Origin of the sequence: Stenotrophomonas sp. MYb57, assembly GCF_002966815.1 — a bacterium.
GTDB classification, from domain to species: domain Bacteria; phylum Pseudomonadota; class Gammaproteobacteria; order Xanthomonadales; family Xanthomonadaceae; genus Stenotrophomonas; species Stenotrophomonas indicatrix.
This window is the reverse complement of record NZ_CP023271.1, coordinates 1,602,477-1,620,842: the sequence shown is the minus strand read 5'-3', so window position 1 is coordinate 1,620,842 and position 18,366 is coordinate 1,602,477. Positions and strand designations below refer to the sequence as shown.

Sequence of the window (18,366 nt, the reverse complement as noted above, 5' to 3'; positions counted from 1 at the left end):
CATTAAGAATTTTCAGGAAATCGTTGACAGGCCCCGGGTTCATCTTCACAATTGCGCCTCTGGAACGCCCAGATGGCGGAATTGGTAGACGCACTAGTTTCAGGTACTAGCGGGTAAAACCGTGGAGGTTCGAGTCCTCTTCTGGGCACCAACGAAAAAACTCCTCGCTTCGGCGAGGATTTTTTTTGCCTGTAATCCGGCTGCCGCACCGGCAGTGGGGTCGGATCCCTTTCCACGGGAAAGGGCTCTGACCCCAGCGCGAGACCCATGGGGCAGAGCCTGTTTCGCATGCGAAACAGGACCCGACCACGGATCCGCAAAGGGTGTTGACACCTCCGTCACGGCACCCCATAATTCTCCTCCTCGACGCCCAGGTGGCGGAATTGGTAGACGCACTAGCTTCAGGTGCTAGCGGGGGCAACTTCGTGGAGGTTCGAGTCCTCTCCTGGGCACCATGTCGAGAATGAAAAACACCCGCGAAAGCGGGTTTTTTCTTGTCTGGCGTCCGGTCGGCATCACCACCACGAACGCAGCATCAGCTCCAGGCCCAGCAACAGCAGGAAGCCGAGGAAGCAGGCACGGAACACGCGCGCACTGATGCGCTGGCGGATCACCTGCCCCAGCCACATGCCCAGCAGCGCCGGCAGCACTGCCAGCGCGCTCAACCCCAGCTGCTGCACGCCAAACGCCCCGTTGAGCACCAGCCCGGTGGTCAGCGAGATCGTCGAGACGGTGAACGCCAGGCCCAGTGCCTGCACCAGCTCCTCGCGCTGCAAGCCCAGCGACTGCAGGTACGGCACCGCTGGCATGACGAACACGCCGGTGGCGCCGGTGACCACGCCGGACACCGCCCCGACCAGCGGCCCCAGCCAGCGCTCGCGCCGCTGCGGTACGCGGAACACCGGCGCCACCAGTGCGTACAGCGCATACACCACCAGCGCCACGCCCAACGCGGCGCGCGAGGCATCACGATCCACCCGTACCAGCAGCGCGGCCGAGCCCAGCGTCACCACCACCACGGCCAGCATCATCGGCCACAGCCGCCGCAGGGTGCGGCCCAGTGATGGCCCGGACAGCAACTGCCAGGCATTGGTGACGAAGGTGGGAATGAACAGCATCGAGGCCGCCGCCACCGGCGACAACGCGCCGCCCAGCAGTCCCATCGCCACCGTCGGCAGGCCCATGCCGGTCACGCCCTTGACCACCCCGGCCAGCACGAACACCACCACCAGCAACCCATAGAAGTATGTCGTCTCGTTCATGCCGCCATTGGAGCCGGCGCCGCAGGCGCGCACAATGCGGTCTTCCCGCCTGCGCCTTCGGACCAGCCGAAGGCAGGGCCGAGCGGAGCAAACGACATGCGCCTGGACATTGCCGATCTGCGCCTGTTCCTGGCGGTGGCCGAAGCCGGCAGCATCACCGCCGGCGCGGTGGAGGCGAATCTGGCACTGGGATCGGCCAGCGAACGCCTGCGCGCCATCGAAACCGACGCTGGCACCGCGCTGCTGACCCGTCACCCGCGCGGCATCAGCCTCACCGAAGCGGGTGCCGCACTGGCCCATCACGCGCGATTGATCCTGCAGCAGCAGGCGCAGCTGCGCGGCGAACTGCAGGCGTTCGCCCACGGTGCGCGCGGCACGCTGCACCTGTACGCCAACACCGCGGCATTGACCAACTACCTGCCCGCGCGGCTGGCCCCATGGCTGGCAGAGCGCCCTCGCCTGCGCGTGGAACTGCACGAACGCACCAGCAATGAAGTCGTGCGCGCGATCCGCGCCGGCCAGGCAGAGGCCGGCATCATCAGTGATGCCGTTCCCGCCGATGGTCTGCACCGCCATGTCGTTGCCGAAGACCCGCTGATGACGCTGCTGCCGGCCGGCCACCGCTTCGCCGCGCGGCGCTCGCTCGACTTCAGCGATGTGCTGGGCGAGACCTTCGTTGCCCTGGCCGACGGCAATGCGCTGCAGACCTATATCGAAGAGCTGGCGGCAGAGGCCGGACGCACGCTCGACGTGCGCATCCGCATGAAGACCTTTGAAGGCCTGTGCACGATGGTGGGCCATGGCATCGGCGTGGGCATCGCGCCGCGCACGATCGCGCGGCAACATCGGCGGGCCACCGGCATCGTCGCCGTTGCACTCGGCAACGCATGGGCACAACGCCGGCTGTGCGCCGCGTTCGCCGACTGGAAATCGCTCTCGCCACCGATGCGCAGCCTGCTGCTGCATCTGGATGTGGACGCGGAAGCCGGTGCAGAAAAAAATGTGTGAAATGGTGTTGACACATATCCAGCCTTCCTGCAAAATTCTCCTCCTGAGTCGCCCAGGTGGCGGAATTGGTAGACGCACTAGCTTCAGGTGCTAGCGGGGGCAACTTCGTGGAGGTTCGAGTCCTCTCCTGGGCACCATGACTCAGACAATGATCAAACCCGCGCAAGCGGGTTTTTTCATGTCCAGCGTTTGCCGGGATCACGCGCGTCCATCCACGCATGGCGTGGATCTACTGGAATTCGCATGCATGCGTGGATGCGCTGCAAACAAAAACCCCGCCTTCCGGCGGGGTTTTGTTTTTCAGCAACAGCGATCGATCAGTGCCCGCCACCGGCGGCGGCACCCGCGCCCGCACCGAAGGGCGGCTTGGCCAGCCACAGGAACGAGATGATCGCCAGGAAGATCCAGCCCAGCAGGAAGAAGATGTCGTTGAAGCCCATCTGCGATGCCTGGTGGTTGATCATGTTGTTCAGCACCGCCGCGCCATGTTGCAGGTCGCCCTGCCCCATCGCCGCCACCTGGTCCTGCATGCCCGGCTGATAGGCCGAAATGTGTTCGGTCAGGTCCGCGTGATGCACCTGCGTGCGACGTGCCCACAGCCAGGTGGTCAGCGACGCCGCGAAGCTGCCGCCCAGCGTACGCAGGAACGTGGCCAGGCCCGAACCGGCCGCGATCTCACGACCATCCAGGTCCGACAGCAGGATCTGCAGCACCGGCATGAAGAACAGCGCCACGCCGATGCCCATGATCAGCTGCACGCCGGCCACATGATGGAAGTCCACCTGCAGGTTGAAACCCGAACGCAGGAAGCTGGTCATCGACAGCACCACGAACGCGATGGTGGCCAGCATGCGCATGTCGAAACGCGATGCGTACTTGCCCACGAACGGGGTCATGATCACCGGCAGTACACCGATCGGGGCTGTTGCCAGACCGGCCCAGATCGCGGTGTAGCCCATGTCGCGCTGCAGCCACTGCGGAATCAGCAGGGCCACGCTGAAGAACGCCGCGTAGGCCACCACCATCGCCAGCGTACCGGCACGGAAGTTGCGGTGCCGGAACAGCTTCAGGTCGACGATCGGGTCCTTGTCGGTCAGCTCCCAGATCAGGAACACGGTCAGCGCCACCACGGCAACGCAGGCCAGTACCACGATCTTCATCGACGAGAACCAGTCTTCGTCGTTGCCCAGGTCGAGTACCAGCTGCAATGCGCCCACGCCGATCACCAGGGTGACCAGGCCGACGTAGTCCATCTTCGGCTTCTCGACGTGCTCCGGGCGACCCTTCAACTGGTTGCCCACCACCAGCGCAGCGAAGATGCCCAGCGGCACGTTGATCAGGAAGATCCATTCCCAGCTGTAGTTGTCGGTGATCCAGCCACCGAGGATCGGCCCGCAGATCGGCGCCACCACGGTGATCATCGCCAACAGCGCCAGCGCCTGCCCGCGTTTCTCCCGTGGATAGATCGAGACCAGCAGCGACTGGGTGATCGGGTACATCGGGCCGGCGACGAAGCCCTGCAGCGCACGCGACAGCACCAGCATGCCCATGCTCTGGGCCAGGCCGCACAGCAGCGAGGTGATCACGAAGGCCAGCGTGGCCCACACGAACAGCTTGCGCTCGCCGAAGCGACGGCTGAGCCAGCCGGTCAGCGGCAGCGCGATCGCGGTGCTGACCGCGAACGAGGTGATGACCCACGTCGCCTGCTGCGAACTGGCGCCAAGATTACCGGCGATGGTCGGCAGCGAGACGTTGGCGATGGTGGTGTCGAGCACCTGCATGAACGAGGCCATCGCCAGGCCCACGGTGCACAGGGCCACACTGGGTGGCAGGAATCCAGCGGCCGCACCCGGCGCCGCCGGTGCGCCCGGAGAGCCGGGCGCAGCTGGAGCTTGTGCGGACATGGCCGACCTCAGCTCGCCTTGGACTGCTGCGGCAGGTTGCCCTGGATGATCGTGTGGATCACCTCATCGGCATCGTGCAGCTGCTTGGCATACACGTCGGTGTCGAACACCGTGCCCTTGGCGGCTGCGCTCGGCAGCACTTCGCCCTTCTGGTCGCGCAGGCTCACCTCGGCCTTCATCGACAGGCCGATGCGCAGCGGGTGTTCCGCCAGCTGCTTGGCATCGATGGCGATGCGCACCGGCACGCGCTGCACGATCTTGATCCAGTTGCCGCTGGCATTCTGCGCCGGCAGCAGCGAGAACGCCGAGCCGGTGCCCAGGCCCAGGCTGTCGATGCGGCCCTTGTACTTGACGTCGCCGGCATACAGGTCCGACTTCAGCTCCACTTCCTGGCCCAGGCGCATGTGCCGCAGCTGGGTTTCCTTGAAGTTGGCTTCGACCCACATCTGCTCGGTCGGCACCACCGCCATCAGCGCATTGCCCGGCTGCACGCGCTGGCCGACCTGCACCGAACGACGGGCGACATAGCCGGTGACCGGCGCGACGATGCCCGAACGTGCATTGTTGAGGAAGGCCTGGCGCAGCTGCGCGGCGGCAGCCTGCACATCCGGCTGGGTGGCGATCACGGTGTCATCAACCAGTGCGCGGTTGCGCTCGACGGTCTCGCGCGAACCGGCCACGGCCGCTTCGGCAGCTGCCAGCTCATCGCGGGCGTGGGCCAGTTCTTCGTTGGAGATGGCGCCGGTGGCGGCCAGGCCCTTGCGGCGTGCGAAGTCGTCGCGCACGCGCTTCAGGGTCACCTGGCGTGCGTTCAAGTCCGCCTGCGCACCTTCGACGCTGCGGTACAGGCCGCGGGTCTGGCGCACGGTCTTGGCCAGGTTGGCTTCGGCCTGCTGCAGGGCCACCGAGGTATCGGCCGGGTCCAGCTGCACCAGCAGCTGGCCGCGCTCCACGCGCATGCCGTCATCGGCGTTGATGGCGACCACGGTACCGGCCACCAGCGGGGTGATCTGCACCTGGTTGCCCTGCACGTAGGCGTCGTCGGTCTCTTCGAACCAACGGCCGAACATGAAGTACCACAGCGCCAGTGCCGCCAGCAGCAGCACGACGATCACGAACAGGCCGCGCAACAGCTTGCCGCGGCGGTTGGGGGCGGCGGGGGCCGCAGTGTCTTGGGTCTGGCTCATGGCAGGCGTCTTCAGGAATGCGAGGAATCGGAATGGGAAGCAAGCGGTGCGGCATCAGCGTCACTGGGCTGGAAACCACCGCCGAGCGCCTTGCTCAGGCGCACCGAGGTCTGCAGCTGCTGCGACTGCAGGCCGGCCAGCTGCTGCTGCGACTGCAGCAGGGTGGACTGCGCGGTCAACACGTCCAGGTAGCTGCCGATGCCAGCGCGATAGCGCTGCTGGGCCAGGTCGAACGCAGCGCGTGCGGTATCCACCGCCTGCTGCTGCGACTGCGCCTGCTGCGCCAGTGAGCGCACCGCGTTGACCTGGTCGGCCACGTCGCGCAGTGCATCGAGCACCGCCTGGTTGTAGTTCGCCACGGCCAGGTCGTACTGCGCATCGGTGTTGGCCAGGTTGGCCCGCAGCTTGCCGCCTTCGAAGATCGGCAGGCTCAGCGCCGGGCCGATGTAGGCGAAACTGGAACTGCTCTGCAGCAGGTCGCCGACATTCGGTGCGACCACGCCGGCCAGCGCGGTCAGGTTGAGGCTCGGGTAGAACCGGGTCTTGGCGACCTTGATCTGCTTGTCGGCCGCTTCCACCCGCCAGCGCGCGGCGACGATGTCGGGGCGACGGCCGAGCAGTTCACTGGGCACCACGCCCGGCAGCTGCAGGGCCAGCGGGTTCATGGCCCGCGGGCGTTCGATCGACAGGCCGCGGTCCGGGCCCTTGCCGACCAGCGCGGCCAGCGCCGTGCGCCCGGCATCGATGCGCTGCTGCGCCGCCAGCAACTGCTGCTGTGCGGCCGGCACGCGGGCTTCGGCCTGGCGCACCTGCAGGTCGCTGTCGATGCCGGCACTACGACGCTGCCGGGTCAGCTGCAGCGACTTCTGCGAGCGCGCCAGTTCTTCTTCGGCCACGTCGTTGAGCTGCCAGGCGTAGGCCAGGTCGGTATAGGCCTGGGCGATGCCGGTGGACAGGTTCAGGCGCGCGGCCTGGGCCTCGACGGTGGCGGCGTGGGCGCCATCCACGGCAGCCTCCCAGGCGGCGCGCTTGCCGCCCCACAGGTCGATGCCGTAGCTGAAGTCGAACGCGATCTGGCTGCTGCCAGCGTAGTGGCCGCCGATTTCATCGCCAGCCATCGATTCGGGCAGGCGCAGGCCGGTGTAGCCACCGGACACGGAGAGGCTGGGCAGGCGATCGGCGCGCGCGGTGCCGACCTGCGACTGTGCCTGGCGCAGGCGCGCGTCGGCGGCGTCCAGGCTCGGATGGCCGGCCAGGCCTTCGGCGATCAGCGCATCCAGTTGCGCATCGCCCAGTGCCTTCCACCAGTCCTGGGCAGGAAAACCGGCTGCGCTCAGGTCGCTGTCGGCCAGGGTACGTTCGCTGTGCAGGCTGTCCACGTCGAGCACGTGGCCCTGCGGGTCAAGGCCACGGCTGCTTGCGCAGGCGGCCAAGGCCAGGGCCAGCGCTGAAACCAGCAGCGCGCGCCCGGAGCGGCGGAGAGTGGGATGCGGGATCGGGTTCATGGGGTTGTCAGGGAATCGCGGATTCGGGTCAGGAGGGACAGCAGCTGCGTGCGTTCGTCGGCGGACAGATCGCGCAGGGCGTAATCCATCACCGCGTCGCCGCGCAGCTTCAACCGCGCCCACAGCGCGCGGCCTTCATCGGTCAATACGATCTGCAGTGCACGCCGGTCCTGCGTATGCGGCTCACGGCGCACGCAACCGAGCGCTTCCAGCTTGTCCAGCAGGCGGGTGACCGCGCTGGGCACCTGGTCGATGGCCTGGGCCAGCTCGTTGGCCGTGCACGGCGCCATGTTCGAGAGCACCTTCAGCCCGATGTAGTGGGTGAAGCCGATGCCGAGGTCTTCTTCGGCCATGGACGCGTCGAGCTGGCGGACCAGGCCGTCGCGCACCTGGCGCAGCAGCAGGCCGAAGCTGGGGGGAGTGGTTGCAGGACAGATCATGGGGGAGCATTCTCTTCCAAAAAAAATATTTCTCAATGGAAATATTCGATCTGGCATCAAATGCTGTGTTGCAGCAGTGGGCTGGATCAGGTGAAGGCGCCACCTTAATGGCGCTCCCAACTGGCCCGGTAGTACAATCCAGCCAATGAATGTCACATTCAAGCCACCCCCGACCCACGTGAAGGCGGGCGAACCCGGCCCTGCCACCCTGCTGCGCGAAGAAGCACTGGACTGGTTCGAGCGCAATGACGGCCCACCGGTCATCGCCTTCCGCTTCGACAGCCCGCAGGGGCTGGCCCGCGAAGTGGACTGGCATCACCACGTCCGCGCGCAGCTGATCTGCGTCGAACGCGGCCTGCTGACCACCCGCACCTCCCATGGCACCTGGTCGCTGGCGCCAGGTTCGGCGGGCTGGATGCCGCCGGCCGAGCCGCATACGGTCCACATCGATGGCCCCCTGCGCGGCTGGGGCATGGTGCTGGCCGCACCGCTGTGCGCCGAACTGCCCGCCGACCCGTGCGTGCTGGGCATCTCGCGGTTGGCGCAGGCAGTGGCCGAACGCATCTGTGACTGGCCGCAGGACTACGAAAGCACCAGCGAACGGCAGCACATCATCAACGTGCTGCTGGACGAGATACGCGCCGCGCCGCGCCAGCGCATGCACCTGCCGATGCCGCGCGACCGGCGCCTGCTGAAGATCGCCTCGCAGCTGCTGGCCGACCCGGCCGACGAGCGCGGCCTGGCGCAGTGGGCGCATTGGGCCGGCCTGTCGCCGCGCAGCCTGACCCGCCATTTCCGCGACGAGACCACCCTCAGCTTCGCGCAATGGCGCCAGCAGGCGCGGTTGGCCGAGGCGCTGCGGCAGCTCAGCGAGGGCCGCAGCGTGGCCGATATCGCCCACGCACTGGGCTTCAGCAGCGCCAGCGCCTTCGTCACCGTGTTCCGGCGACACTTCGGGCTACCGCCCGGACGCTACCTGGCACGGGCCGGCCACGGCCTGGAACCGGGCCTTGACCCTGCACGCGGCTTGGCATCCCCCGCCGCATCCGGATAATCACTGGATTGAGAGCGGCGACCGCCGTCACCGCCTCCCGACATAGGTAACAACGCCGCATGACCGATCTTGCCCGCCCCGTGTTCCACGGTTTCGAACAACTGCCGCTGCGCGAGTACGCCGAACGCGCCTACCTCGACTACTCGATGTACGTGGTCCTGGATCGCGCCCTGCCGTTCATTGGCGACGGCCTGAAGCCCGTGCAGCGCCGCATCATCTATTCGATGAGCGAGCTGGGCCTGAATGCCGCGTCCAAGCCGAAGAAGTCCGCGCGCACCGTCGGTGACGTCATCGGTAAATACCACCCGCATGGCGACAGCGCGTGCTACGAAGCGCTGGTGCTGATGGCACAGCCGTTCTCGTACCGTTATCCGCTGATCGAAGGCCAGGGCAACTTCGGTTCCAGCGACGATCCGAAGTCGTTCGCGGCGATGCGTTACACCGAATCCAAGCTGACCCCGATCGCCGAAGTACTGCTGGGCGAACTGGGCCAGGGCACCACCGACTGGGCACCGAACTTCGACGGCACCCTGCAGGAACCGACCTGGATGCCGGCACGCCTGCCGCATCTGCTGCTGAACGGCACCACCGGCATCGCCGTGGGCATGGCCACCGATGTGCCGCCGCACAACCTCAACGAGATCGTCAGCGCGCTGCTGCACCTGCTGGACGATCCGGATGCCAGCGTGCGCGACCTGTGCGAGCACGTGAAGGGTCCGGATTATCCGTCCAACGCCGAGATCATCACCCCGGCCAACGATCTGCGGAACATGTACGAGACCGGCAACGGCAGCGTGCGTGCGCGTGCCACCTACATCAAGGAAGCGCACAACGTGGTGGTCACCGCGTTGCCGTTCCAGGTGTCGCCGTCGAAGGTGATCGAGCAGATCGCCGCACAGATGCGCGCCAAGAAGCTGCCGTGGCTGGAAGACATCCGCGATGAGTCCGACCATGCCAACCCGGTGCGCGTGGTACTGGTGCCGCGCTCGAACCGCGTCGACGCCGAGCAGTTGATGGGGCACCTGTTCGCCACCACCGACATGGAGCGCAGCTACCGCGTCAACCTCAACGTGATCGGGCTGGACGGCCGTCCGCAGGTGAAGAACCTGAAGACGCTGCTCAGCGAATGGCTGGCATTCCGCAGCAGCACCGTCACCCGCCGCCTGCAGCACCGCCTGCAGAAGGTCGAGCGTCGCCTGCACCTGTTGGAAGGCCTGCTGGTGGCGTTCCTCAACCTGGACGAGGTGATCCACATCATCCGTACCGAGGACGAACCGAAGGCGGCGCTGATCGCACGCTTCGGCCTGTCCGAAGACCAGGCCGAGTACATCCTGGAAACCAAGCTGAAGCAGCTGGCCCGCCTGGAAGAAATGAAGATCCGCGGCGAGCAGGACGAACTGGCCAAGGAGCGCGACAAGATCATCGCCATCCTCGACAGCAAGGCCAAGCTGAAGAAGCTGATCCGCGACGAGCTGCAGGCCGATGCGAAGAAGTTCGGCGACGAGCGCCGCTCGCCGCTGGTGCAGCGCCAGGCCGCGCAGGCCATCGACGAGACCGAGCTGGTACCGAGCGAGCCGATGACGGTGGTGATGTCCGAGAAGGGCTGGATCCGCGCCGCCAAGGGCCACGACATCGATGCCTCGACCCTGTCCTACCGCGATGGCGATGCGCTGCAGGGTGCAGTGCGTGCGCGCAGCACCCAGCAGGTCGCGTTCCTGGACAGCGAAGGCCGCGCCTACTCCACGCCGGTGCATACCCTGCCCTCGGCACGCGGCAACGGTGAGCCGCTGACCGGCCGCTTCTCGCCGGCCGCAGGCACCAGCTTCGTGACCCTGGCCAGCGCCGAACCGGATACCCGCTTCGTGCTGGCCTCGACCCACGGCTATGGTTTCGTCACCCGTTTCGAGAACCTGATCGGTCGCAACAAGGCCGGCAAGGCGATGCTGAACCTGTCGGCGGGCTCGTCGGTACTGACCCCATCGGTGGTGGCCAACGTCGCTACCGACCGTATCGTCGCGGTGACCAGTTCGGGCAACCTGCTGGCGATCGCCGCCAACGACCTGCCGGAACTGGACAAGGGCAAGGGCAACAAGATCATCGAGATCCCCAAGGCCAAGCTCGCCACCGAACGGGTGGTCGCCATCGTGGCAATCAGCCCGGGCCAGACCCTGCAGGTCCGCAGTGGCCAGCGCACCATGGGCTTGAAGTTCAACGAACTCGACGCCTATCTGGGCGCTCGCGCCACCCGTGGCCATCTGCTGCCGCGTGGCTGGCAGAAGGTGGAAGGGTTGTCGGTCGAGTGACGGTAGGTGTCAACCTTGGTTGACACGCCTTGCCCGGCAACCGGGAACCCGCCGGGCATGGCCCGGCGCTACCGGGATCGGAGCATCAGACACAAAAAAGCCGGGGCATTCCCCGGCTTCTTTGTTTGTCGGCTGGCGGGCGGTGGAGCAGCTGGCGGGCGAAGGCTGGCTGGCGGTGCTCCGGTGCTGGCGGGCGACGTTGCTTTGCGCTCCTGGTAGAGCCGGGCATGACCCGGCGCTACGACAATCGGGGTCAGTGCGCCGGGGCGCCGCTGCCGTCGATCTTGCTCAGCTGGTACAGCTCCAGGCCGATGCGCTTGATCAGGCCCAGCTGCTGCTCCAGCCACCAGGCGTGGTCTTCCTCGGTGTCCTTCAACTGCGCCAGCAGCATGTCGCGGCTCACGTAGTCGCCCTTCTCCTCGCACAGCTTCATGCCGGCGGCGAGGTTGTTGCGCACCGCGTATTCGGTGTCCAGGTCCTTGCGCAGCATCTCCTCCACGGTCTTGCCGGGCTCGGTGGCATGCGGGCGCATGTCCGGGTCGCCGCCCAGGAACAGGATCCGGCGCAGCAGCGCGTCGGCATGCTGGGTCTCTTCCTCCATCTCGTGGTTCAGGCGTTCGTACAGCGCGAACAGGCCCTGGTCCTCGTAGCGGCGGGAGTGGATGAAGTACTGGTCGCGGGCGGCGAGTTCGCCGCGCAGCAGTTCCTTCAGGCAGGCGATGACGTCCGGGTTGCCTTTCATGGGGGGAGCTCCTGTGAATCGATGGCGCCCATGGTGCCCCATCTGGAAATACGGTGATCTAATCGGAATCAGTCGCAGTTGCGCCTGCGGCTACAATCGGCCGACCTGCTCGGAAAGGACCTGCAATGCGTCGTACGTGGCGGTGGATTCTGGGTGTGCTGGTGGCAATCGTGCTGCTCGCGGTGCTGGTCCTGTGGTTGCTGCTGCGCGGCAGCCTGGCCGAACTGGACGGCGAGCGCCCGTTGCCCGGGCTGGCCACCAAGGTCACCGTGGAGCGCGATGCGCTGGGGGTGGTCACCATCACCGCCGGCAACAAGGCTGATGCCCTGCTGGCGCTCGGCCGTGTTCACGCGCAGGAACGTTATTTCGAAATGGACCTGATGCGGCGCAGTGCCGCGGGTGAACTGTCCGCGTTGTTCGGGGCGAAGGCGATCGAAGCCGACAAGCGCATGCGCGTACACCGCCTGCGCGCGCGTACCGAGGCCCATCTGCAGGACGCACTGGGCAGCGACCCTGCGGCCGTGCGCGCCTATGTGGACGGGGTCAACCAGGGCCTGGGCAGCCTGGCGGTGCGGCCATGGGCCTATCTGCTGCTGCGGCAGGCGCCCCAACCCTGGCGGGCCAGCGACAGCGTGCTGGCAGGCCTGGCCATGTACGCCGACCTGCAGGACCCCAGCAACCAGTCCGAACTCGCCCTGGAGCGCATCCGCGCGGTGGTGCCACCGGCACTGTATGCGCTGCTGGCGCACGACGGCAGCGAGTGGGATGCGCCGCTGGCCGGCGCTGCCCGTGGCAACGCCCCCCTGCCTGATGCCAGCCAGCTGGACCTGCGCACGCTGAAGGCCGCGACCGGCGCGGCTGCCGAGGATGCCGACGCGGTCGGCAGCAACAATTTCGCCGTGGCCGGCGCGCTGACCGCCGATGGCCGTGCGATCGTCGCCGACGACATGCACCTGGGCCTGCGCGCTCCCAGCCTGTGGTTCCGTGTGCGCCTGCGCTACCCCGATCCACAGGCCGCGGGTGGCCAGGTCGACGTCAGCGGATTCTCGCTGCCGGGCGTGCCGGCGGTGATTGTCGGCAGCAACGGCCACGTGGCCTGGGGCTTCACCAACAGCTACATCGACACTGCCGACTTCCGCACCGAGCCAGGGGACGCTGCAGTGACCGTGCACGAGGAACGGATCGTCGTTGCCGGCGGTGCCGACGTGCGTTTCCCGGTACGCGAAACCGCGTGGGGACCGATCCTGCACACCCACGCCGATGGCAGCGGCGACGCCCTGCGCTGGGTCGCGCAGTTGCCGGGCGCGGTGCGCATGGACTTCGCCGACATGGCACGGGCCGCCGACCTGGACCAGGCCCTGCAGATTGCCGACCATGCCGGCATTCCCGCGCAGAATCTGGTGATCGGCGACCGCAGCGGGCGTATCGCGTGGCGCCTGATCGGCGCGCGGCCTGACCGTGGCCCGGGCTGTACACCGCTGGGCTTCAATGACAATCACCGCAACCCGGGCTGCGCGCCGTGGCCGATCCGCAGCGACGCCGCGCCGAGCCTGGTCGACCCCGCCTCGCATCGGCTGTGGACGGCCAACAGCCGCGTGGTGGACGAGGCGACGCTGGCCACGGTCGGCAATGGCGGCTACGACCTCGGCGCGCGCGGACGGCAGATCCGCGACCTGCTGGCCACGCAGGAGCATTTCGACGAGCACGACCTGCTGGCGATCCAGCTCGACGACCGCGCGGTGTTCCTGCAGCGCTGGTGGGTGCTGCTGCACCAGGTGGTCGAGCACAGCGACGATCCGGCACTGAAGCGGTTGAGCACGGCCAGCAGCCATTGGGACGGACGCGCCGCGATCGATTCGGTCAGCTACCGGGTGGTGCGCGAGTTCCGCACACAGGTACTCGACACGTTGACCGATGCGCTGCTGGCACCGGCCCGGGCACCGCTGGGCGAGGATTTCCTGGCACCGCGACTGGCGCAGCTGGAAGGCGTGGCCTGGCCGATGCTGCAGCAGCGCCCGGCCAACCTGCTGCCGCCCGCGTACACGAACTGGGATGCGCTGCTGGCCGATGCGGCGCGCCGTACCGAAGCGGAGCTGTCCGCGCAGGGGCCGCTGGCGCACCGCAGCTGGGGCGAGCGCAATACCGCAGCGATCTGCCATCCGGTCGCGCGCGCCCTGCCCGCCTTCGCCAGCCGCTGGTTGTGCATGCCGGCCGATCCCCTGCCCGGCGACCGTGACATGCCGCGTGTACAGACGCCGGCGTTCGGCGCCTCGCAGCGCATGGTGGTCTCGCCCGGACACGAGGCCGATGGCATCGTGCACATGCCGGGTGGGCAGAGCGGCCATCCGCTGTCGCCGTACTGGGGCGCCGGACATGAGGACTGGGTGCACGGCCGTCCCACCCCGTTCCTGCCCGGCAAGGCGCAGCACACGTTGACACTGCTACCGGCGCGATAGCGCTGGCCGGCCACGGCATGATGCCCGGGGTCAGATCCCTTTTCCTGTGGAAAAGGGATCTGACCCCATTAACGACCCCATTAACGGAGGTGGCGGCGCTCGATCAGGTTCAACAGCGGCCCGGTCATCGCGGTCGTCACCAGTGCCATGATCACCAGCACCGCAAACAGGCGGTCGCCCAGCAGGCCCAGCTCGTAGCCGAGGTTGAGCACGATCAGCTCCATCAACCCGCGGGTATTCATCAGTGCACCCAGTCGCCACGCTTCGCGCGAGGCCATGCCGGTACTGCGCGCCGCGCTCCAGGTGCCCAGCAGCTTGCCCACCGTGGCCACGGCGATCACCACCACGCACAGCAGAATGTCGCTGCTGTGCAACGCGTCGGCGCGCATGCGCAGGCCGGTCATGGCGAAGAACAGCGGCAGCAGCAGCGTCACCGCGAACGGTTCGACCCTGGCCACCAGCAGGTGCCGCAGCTGCGCGTTGGACGACACCGCCACGCCTGCAGCGAAGGCGCCGAACAGCGCATGGATGCCGAGCACTTCGGTGACCAGCGCACTGGCCAGCGACAGCAGCAGGATGCCCAGCAGCCAGCGCCCTTCGCGACCCGGCGCGATGGTCTGGCGGGCGAACCACGGCTTCACCAGTCCCAGCATCAGCGCGATGAACGCCACCACGCACAGCAGGTTGAGGCTGGCCGGCAACCAGCCGGTGGCCTGCGCTGCCGCCACGATCAGCGCCAGCAGGCACCATGCGGTCGCATCGCCCAGCGCCGCGCAGGCGATGGCGGTCTGCCCCAGCGGGGTGTGGGTGATGCCGCGATCAGCGAGGATGCGCAGCAGTACCGGGAAAGCGGTGATGCTCATCGAAATGCCGACGAACAGCGCGAACGCGGTGAAGCTCACGCCCTGCGGTCCATGCTGCGGATACAGCCAGATGGCCAGGACCACACCAAGCACGAACGGCACCGCGATGCCTGCGTGGCTGACGGTAAACGCGAAGCGACGACGCCCACGCAGCGCGCCCAGATCAAGCTCGGCGCCGGCTACCAGCAGGAACATCAGCACACCCAGCTGGCTGAGCATGCCCAGCGGCCCGAGCGAAGCGGCCGGGAACAGTGCACCGTGCACCTGCGGCAGCAGGCTGCCCAGCAACAGCGGCCCCATCATCAGGCCGGCGGCCATTTCGCCGATCACGGCCGGCTGGCCGAAACGCTTCAACAGCGCGCCGGCGCCCTTGGCGACCAGCAGCAGCACCAGCAGCTGCAGCAGGAACAGGCCGAGCGGCGAGGCCAGGTGATGTGCCCAGTCACTGCCGACCACGTCTTCGGCCTTGCTGGCCACCGTCGGTAGCCCGGGGCCCGCATAGCGGGCCAGCAGCAGGCCGACCAGCAGCGGCACGCCGGCCCACACCAGGTAGCGCCAAGCCCACTTCGTCGGCCTCACGGGACCTCCGGTCTGTACGTCCATGAACATTCCCCAATGTGCAGGGGGCTGATGATACGTCCCTCGCCGCCCATGCGCTGCAGGGCTCGCCGGGCATGGCCCGGCGCTCCCCGTGTGGCTGCCGCTCGGCGCGGCCGATCAGGCCAACGCCTGCTCGTGCACGCCGGCGATGGCGCGGCCCGACGGGTCGGCGGCGGCGGCGAAGCTGGCATCCCAGGCGATCGCTGCCGGCGAGGAACAGGCGATCGACTTGCCGCCCGGCACGGTTTCAGCCGCCGCATGGCTGGGGAAGAACTGCTCGAACAGGTGACGGTAGTAGTACGCCTCCTTGGTCTGCGGCGGGTTGTGCGGGAAGCGCTTGTCGGCCGCAGCCAACACGCGGTCGCTGACCTGTGCTTCGGCGTGCGCCTTCAGGCCATCGATCCAGCCATAGCCGACGCCATCGCTGAACTGCTCTTTCTGCCGCCACAGGATGCTGTCCGGCAGGTAGCCCTGGAAGGCTTCGCGCAGTACCGCCTTCTCGATGCGGCGACCACCAAAACCGGCGCCGACCATCTTGTGCGCGGCATCGAATCGCATCGCCACGTCGAGGAACTCGCGGTCCAGGAACGGCACGCGCGGCTCCACGCCCCAGGCCATCATCGACTTGTTGGCGCGCAGGCAATCGTAGTTGTGCAGGGCGTCGAGCTTGCGCACCAGTTCCTGGTGGAATTCGCGCGCGTCCGGCGCCTTGTGGAAGTACAGATAGCCGCCGAAGATCTCGTCGCTGCCTTCGCCGGACAGCACCATCTTCACCCCCATCGCCTTGATCCGGCGCGCCAGCAGGAACATCGGCGTGGAGGCGCGGATGGTGGTGACGTCGTAGGTTTCAATATGGCGGATCACCTCCGGCAGCACGTCCAGGCCTTCTTCGAAGGTGTATTCGAAGCCGTGGTGGACCGTGCCCAGTGCTTCGGCGGCCACCGCAGCAGCGGCCAGATCCGGCGAGCCCTTCAGGCCGATGGCGAACGAATGCAGGCGCGGCCACCACGCTTCGCTCTGCCCGCCATCTTCGATGCGACGACGCGCATAACGTGCTGCCACGGCGGCAACCAGCGACGAATCCAGCCCGCCCGACAGCAGCACGCCGTACGGCACGTCACTCATCAACTGGCGTTCGACCGCATGTTCGAAGGCCTGGCGCAGCTCGGCGAGATCGGCCGAGCGGCCCTGCACGTCGTCGTACTCGCGCCACGGCTGCTGGTAGTAGCGCACCAGCTCACCGCTGGCGCTGTCGTAGTAATGGCCGGGCGGGAACTGGGCGACGTCGGCGCAGGTATCGACCAACGCCTTCATTTCAGAGGCGACGCGCAACCGCCCCTGCGCATCATGGCCCCAGTACAGCGGCACCACGCCGACCGGGTCGCGCGCGACCAGCACACGACCCGCACTGCGATCCCACAAAGCGAAAGCGAAGATGCCGTTGAGCTGCTCCAGCCACTGCGCCGGCGACCCGCCCTGGCGGTACAGCGCGTTGATCACCTCGCAGTCCGAGCCGGTCTGGAAGGCATAGGCCTGGGCAAGTCCGGCCTTGAGCTGCTGGTGGTTGTAGATCTCGCCGTTGACCGCCAGCGCCAGCTGCCCGTCTTCGGACAGCAGCGGCTGCGAGCCGCCTGCCGGATCGACGATGGCCAGGCGCTCGTGCACCAGCAGCGCGCCCTCGTCCAGGTACACACCGCTCCAGTCCGGGCCACGATGACGCTGGCGCTGCGACAGCTCCAGCGCATGGCGGCGCAGGGAAGGAAGATCGTCACCGGCCTGCAGGCCGAAAATACCGAAGATCGAACACATGGGTGGAACTCCTGTTGTGGGGAAGTACACGGGGGGAAGGTGTTCGACCGGCCATCCAGGCCCGGGTGGGGCTGCGCCCGGGCACAAAAAAACCCGCATCGGCCGATGCGGGTTTTCTGGTGTCCGGGCGTATGTTGCTGTCTATCTACCCAGGGCGCAGTCCCGCATCGGCCGCGCACGATTATTCGCACGCAGATTATTGCGGTTGGTGTTGTTGACGGCGGTGGCCAGGCGGATCGACATGGCACCGACCCTACCCCGCTTTCCGGCACGGCGCAACCGTTGCGTTGGCAACCACTCCGCAGAGCGCATAATGGCCCGCCGTGAAACGTGCAATGGAAATGCAACACCGCAACGGACGTAACGCGGCTCTGGCCGCGCTGATCTGCCTGGGCCTGGCCGCCTGCCAGACCCTGCCCCCACCCTCGCCCCTTCCGCCGGCTCAGCAGCAGAGCTTGGAACAACGCGGAACCGACGGCAGCTTCGAGGGGGCCTTTGATACCGCGGAAACCTTCGAGCGCTTCAACGATCCGCGCGCCATCGCCTATTACGAGCGTGCCGCAGCGGTCACCCCCTGGACCTTCCACAACACCAAGGCGGAAAAAGCCCTGGGCCGGATCTGGATCTCCGGCACGCTGCAGTATGCCGACAGCCCCCACATCAATCCTGCGCCGGTGCTGCGCGCGTCCTGGCGGCGTGGCGAACGCGCCTATCTGGCGGCGGCCTATCACGGCAATCCCTATGCGTTCTACGAACTCGCCAAGGCCTATCGCCAGCGTGGCGACGCGCAACAGGCGCTGCGCTGGGACCTGCGCGGAATGATCTACCAGCGCTACCCGAGTTCATCGTCGCGACTGCCGGATGCGGTGGCCGCGCAGGGCGACAGCGTGCATCCGCTGGTTGCGCAGATCCAGCGTCGCGCCGAGCGCGGCGATGCCGAAGCGCAGGTAGACCTGGGCGCGCTGCTGGAGAAGGGCGTGGGACTGCCGCGCGATCCGGCGCGTGCGCTGCAGCTGTACCAGCGCGCCGGCGAGAAGGGCAATGTGTTCGGCCAGTACTTCGCCGGGCTGCTGCTGGGCCGCAGTGCGCCGGGCGTGGAGAAGAACCCTGACGCTGCTGCGGCCTGGTTTGCCAAGGCGGAAGCACAGCAGTTCTACATGGCGGCGCCGAGCTACTGGAAGAAAGCGGTCGAACCGCCGTTCTTCAGTTTTTCGGAGTAACGCGCGCCGCTGC

Annotated in this window: 13 protein-coding genes and 3 tRNA genes; 8 read left to right on the top strand and 8 right to left on the bottom strand. The window is 67.3% G+C overall.

The annotated features are described in order from the left end of the window. The first annotated feature begins 66 nt into the window (after positions 1-66). Together CLM74_RS07395 and CLM74_RS07390 are read left to right on the top strand one after the other, a co-directional pair. Positions 67-151 (top strand) — tRNA-Leu (locus tag CLM74_RS07395). 217 nt (positions 152-368) lie between these two features. After that, positions 369-455, top strand: a tRNA-Leu gene (locus CLM74_RS07390). 60 nt (positions 456-515) lie between these two features. Here the strand turns inward: CLM74_RS07390 and CLM74_RS07385 are convergent. Continuing rightward, positions 516-1,262 (bottom strand): sulfite exporter TauE/SafE family protein, encoded by a 747-nt coding sequence (locus CLM74_RS07385; RefSeq protein WP_025877620.1) that lies wholly within the window; start codon positions 1,260-1,262, stop codon positions 516-518. Positions 1,263-1,358: 96 nt separating this feature from the next. On the opposite strand from CLM74_RS07385, the gene CLM74_RS07380 reads away from it, so the two are divergent. Together CLM74_RS07380 and CLM74_RS07375 are read left to right on the top strand one after the other, a co-directional pair. Continuing rightward, entirely contained in the window at positions 1,359-2,270 is a 912-nt protein-coding gene (locus tag CLM74_RS07380) for a LysR substrate-binding domain-containing protein (protein WP_105163771.1), read from the top strand. Positions 2,271-2,320: 50 nt separating this feature from the next. Then, positions 2,321-2,407, top strand: a tRNA-Leu gene (locus tag CLM74_RS07375). A 180-nt stretch (positions 2,408-2,587) separates the two neighbouring features. Here the strand turns inward: CLM74_RS07375 and emrB are convergent. From emrB to emrR, 4 genes are read right to left on the bottom strand one after another with little or no spacing between them, the layout of a single operon-like run. Then, positions 2,588-4,174 carry a multidrug efflux MFS transporter permease subunit EmrB gene (gene emrB / locus CLM74_RS07370; RefSeq protein ID WP_025877622.1) on the bottom strand — a complete coding sequence of 529 codons (1,587 nt, stop codon included), beginning with the start codon at positions 4,172-4,174 and terminating at the stop codon, positions 2,588-2,590. A gap of 8 nt (positions 4,175-4,182) precedes the next feature. Continuing rightward, positions 4,183-5,361, bottom strand: a complete 1,179-nt coding sequence (emrA, locus tag CLM74_RS07365) for a multidrug efflux MFS transporter periplasmic adaptor subunit EmrA (RefSeq protein ID WP_025877623.1) — start codon at positions 5,359-5,361, stop codon at positions 4,183-4,185. Between the two features lie 11 nt (positions 5,362-5,372). Next, entirely contained in the window at positions 5,373-6,866 is a 1,494-nt protein-coding gene (gene emrC, locus CLM74_RS07360; protein WP_032975811.1) for a multidrug efflux transporter outer membrane subunit EmrC, read from the bottom strand. Then, the gene (emrR, locus tag CLM74_RS07355; RefSeq protein ID WP_105163770.1) at positions 6,863-7,306 is read right to left on the bottom strand and encodes a multidrug efflux system transcriptional regulator EmrR; all 444 of its coding nucleotides are present in this window, start codon (positions 7,304-7,306) and stop codon (positions 6,863-6,865) included. The genes emrC and emrR overlap by 4 nt, the downstream gene beginning before the upstream one ends. A gap of 145 nt (positions 7,307-7,451) precedes the next feature. Here emrR and CLM74_RS07350 point away from each other — a divergent pair, with 145 nt between their 5' ends. Further along, positions 7,452-8,360, top strand: coding sequence for a helix-turn-helix transcriptional regulator (locus tag CLM74_RS07350; RefSeq protein WP_059063613.1), 909 nt, complete (start codon positions 7,452-7,454; stop codon positions 8,358-8,360). 59 nt (positions 8,361-8,419) lie between these two features. After that, positions 8,420-10,663 (top strand): DNA topoisomerase IV subunit A, encoded by a 2,244-nt coding sequence (gene parC, locus CLM74_RS07345; protein ID WP_025877629.1) that lies wholly within the window; start codon positions 8,420-8,422, stop codon positions 10,661-10,663. Positions 10,664-10,916: 253 nt separating this feature from the next. On the opposite strand, the gene bfr is transcribed toward parC, so the two are convergent. Beyond that, a complete protein-coding gene (gene bfr, locus CLM74_RS07340) occupies positions 10,917-11,405 on the bottom strand; it encodes a bacterioferritin (protein ID WP_025877631.1) in 489 nt (162 codons plus the stop codon). 125 nt (positions 11,406-11,530) lie between these two features. Between bfr and CLM74_RS07335 the strand changes: the two genes are divergently transcribed. Next, entirely contained in the window at positions 11,531-13,861 is a 2,331-nt protein-coding gene (locus CLM74_RS07335; RefSeq protein ID WP_105163769.1) for a penicillin acylase family protein, read from the top strand. A gap of 80 nt (positions 13,862-13,941) precedes the next feature. On the opposite strand, the gene CLM74_RS07330 is transcribed toward CLM74_RS07335, so the two are convergent. After that, on the bottom strand, positions 13,942-15,333 hold the full coding sequence (locus tag CLM74_RS07330; RefSeq protein WP_105163768.1) for a cation:proton antiporter: 1,392 nt from the start codon (positions 15,331-15,333) through the stop codon (positions 13,942-13,944). Between the two features lie 108 nt (positions 15,334-15,441). Then, positions 15,442-17,133 carry an asparagine synthase B gene (gene asnB, locus CLM74_RS07325; RefSeq protein WP_080149328.1) on the bottom strand — a complete coding sequence of 564 codons (1,692 nt, stop codon included), beginning with the start codon at positions 17,131-17,133 and terminating at the stop codon, positions 15,442-15,444. Positions 17,134-17,474: 341 nt separating this feature from the next. On the opposite strand from asnB, the gene CLM74_RS07320 reads away from it, so the two are divergent. After that, positions 17,475-18,353: an SEL1-like repeat protein gene (locus tag CLM74_RS07320; RefSeq protein ID WP_032975819.1), complete on the top strand. Its 879-nt coding sequence runs from the start codon at positions 17,475-17,477 to the stop codon at positions 18,351-18,353. Positions 18,354-18,366: the final 13 nt, after the last annotated feature.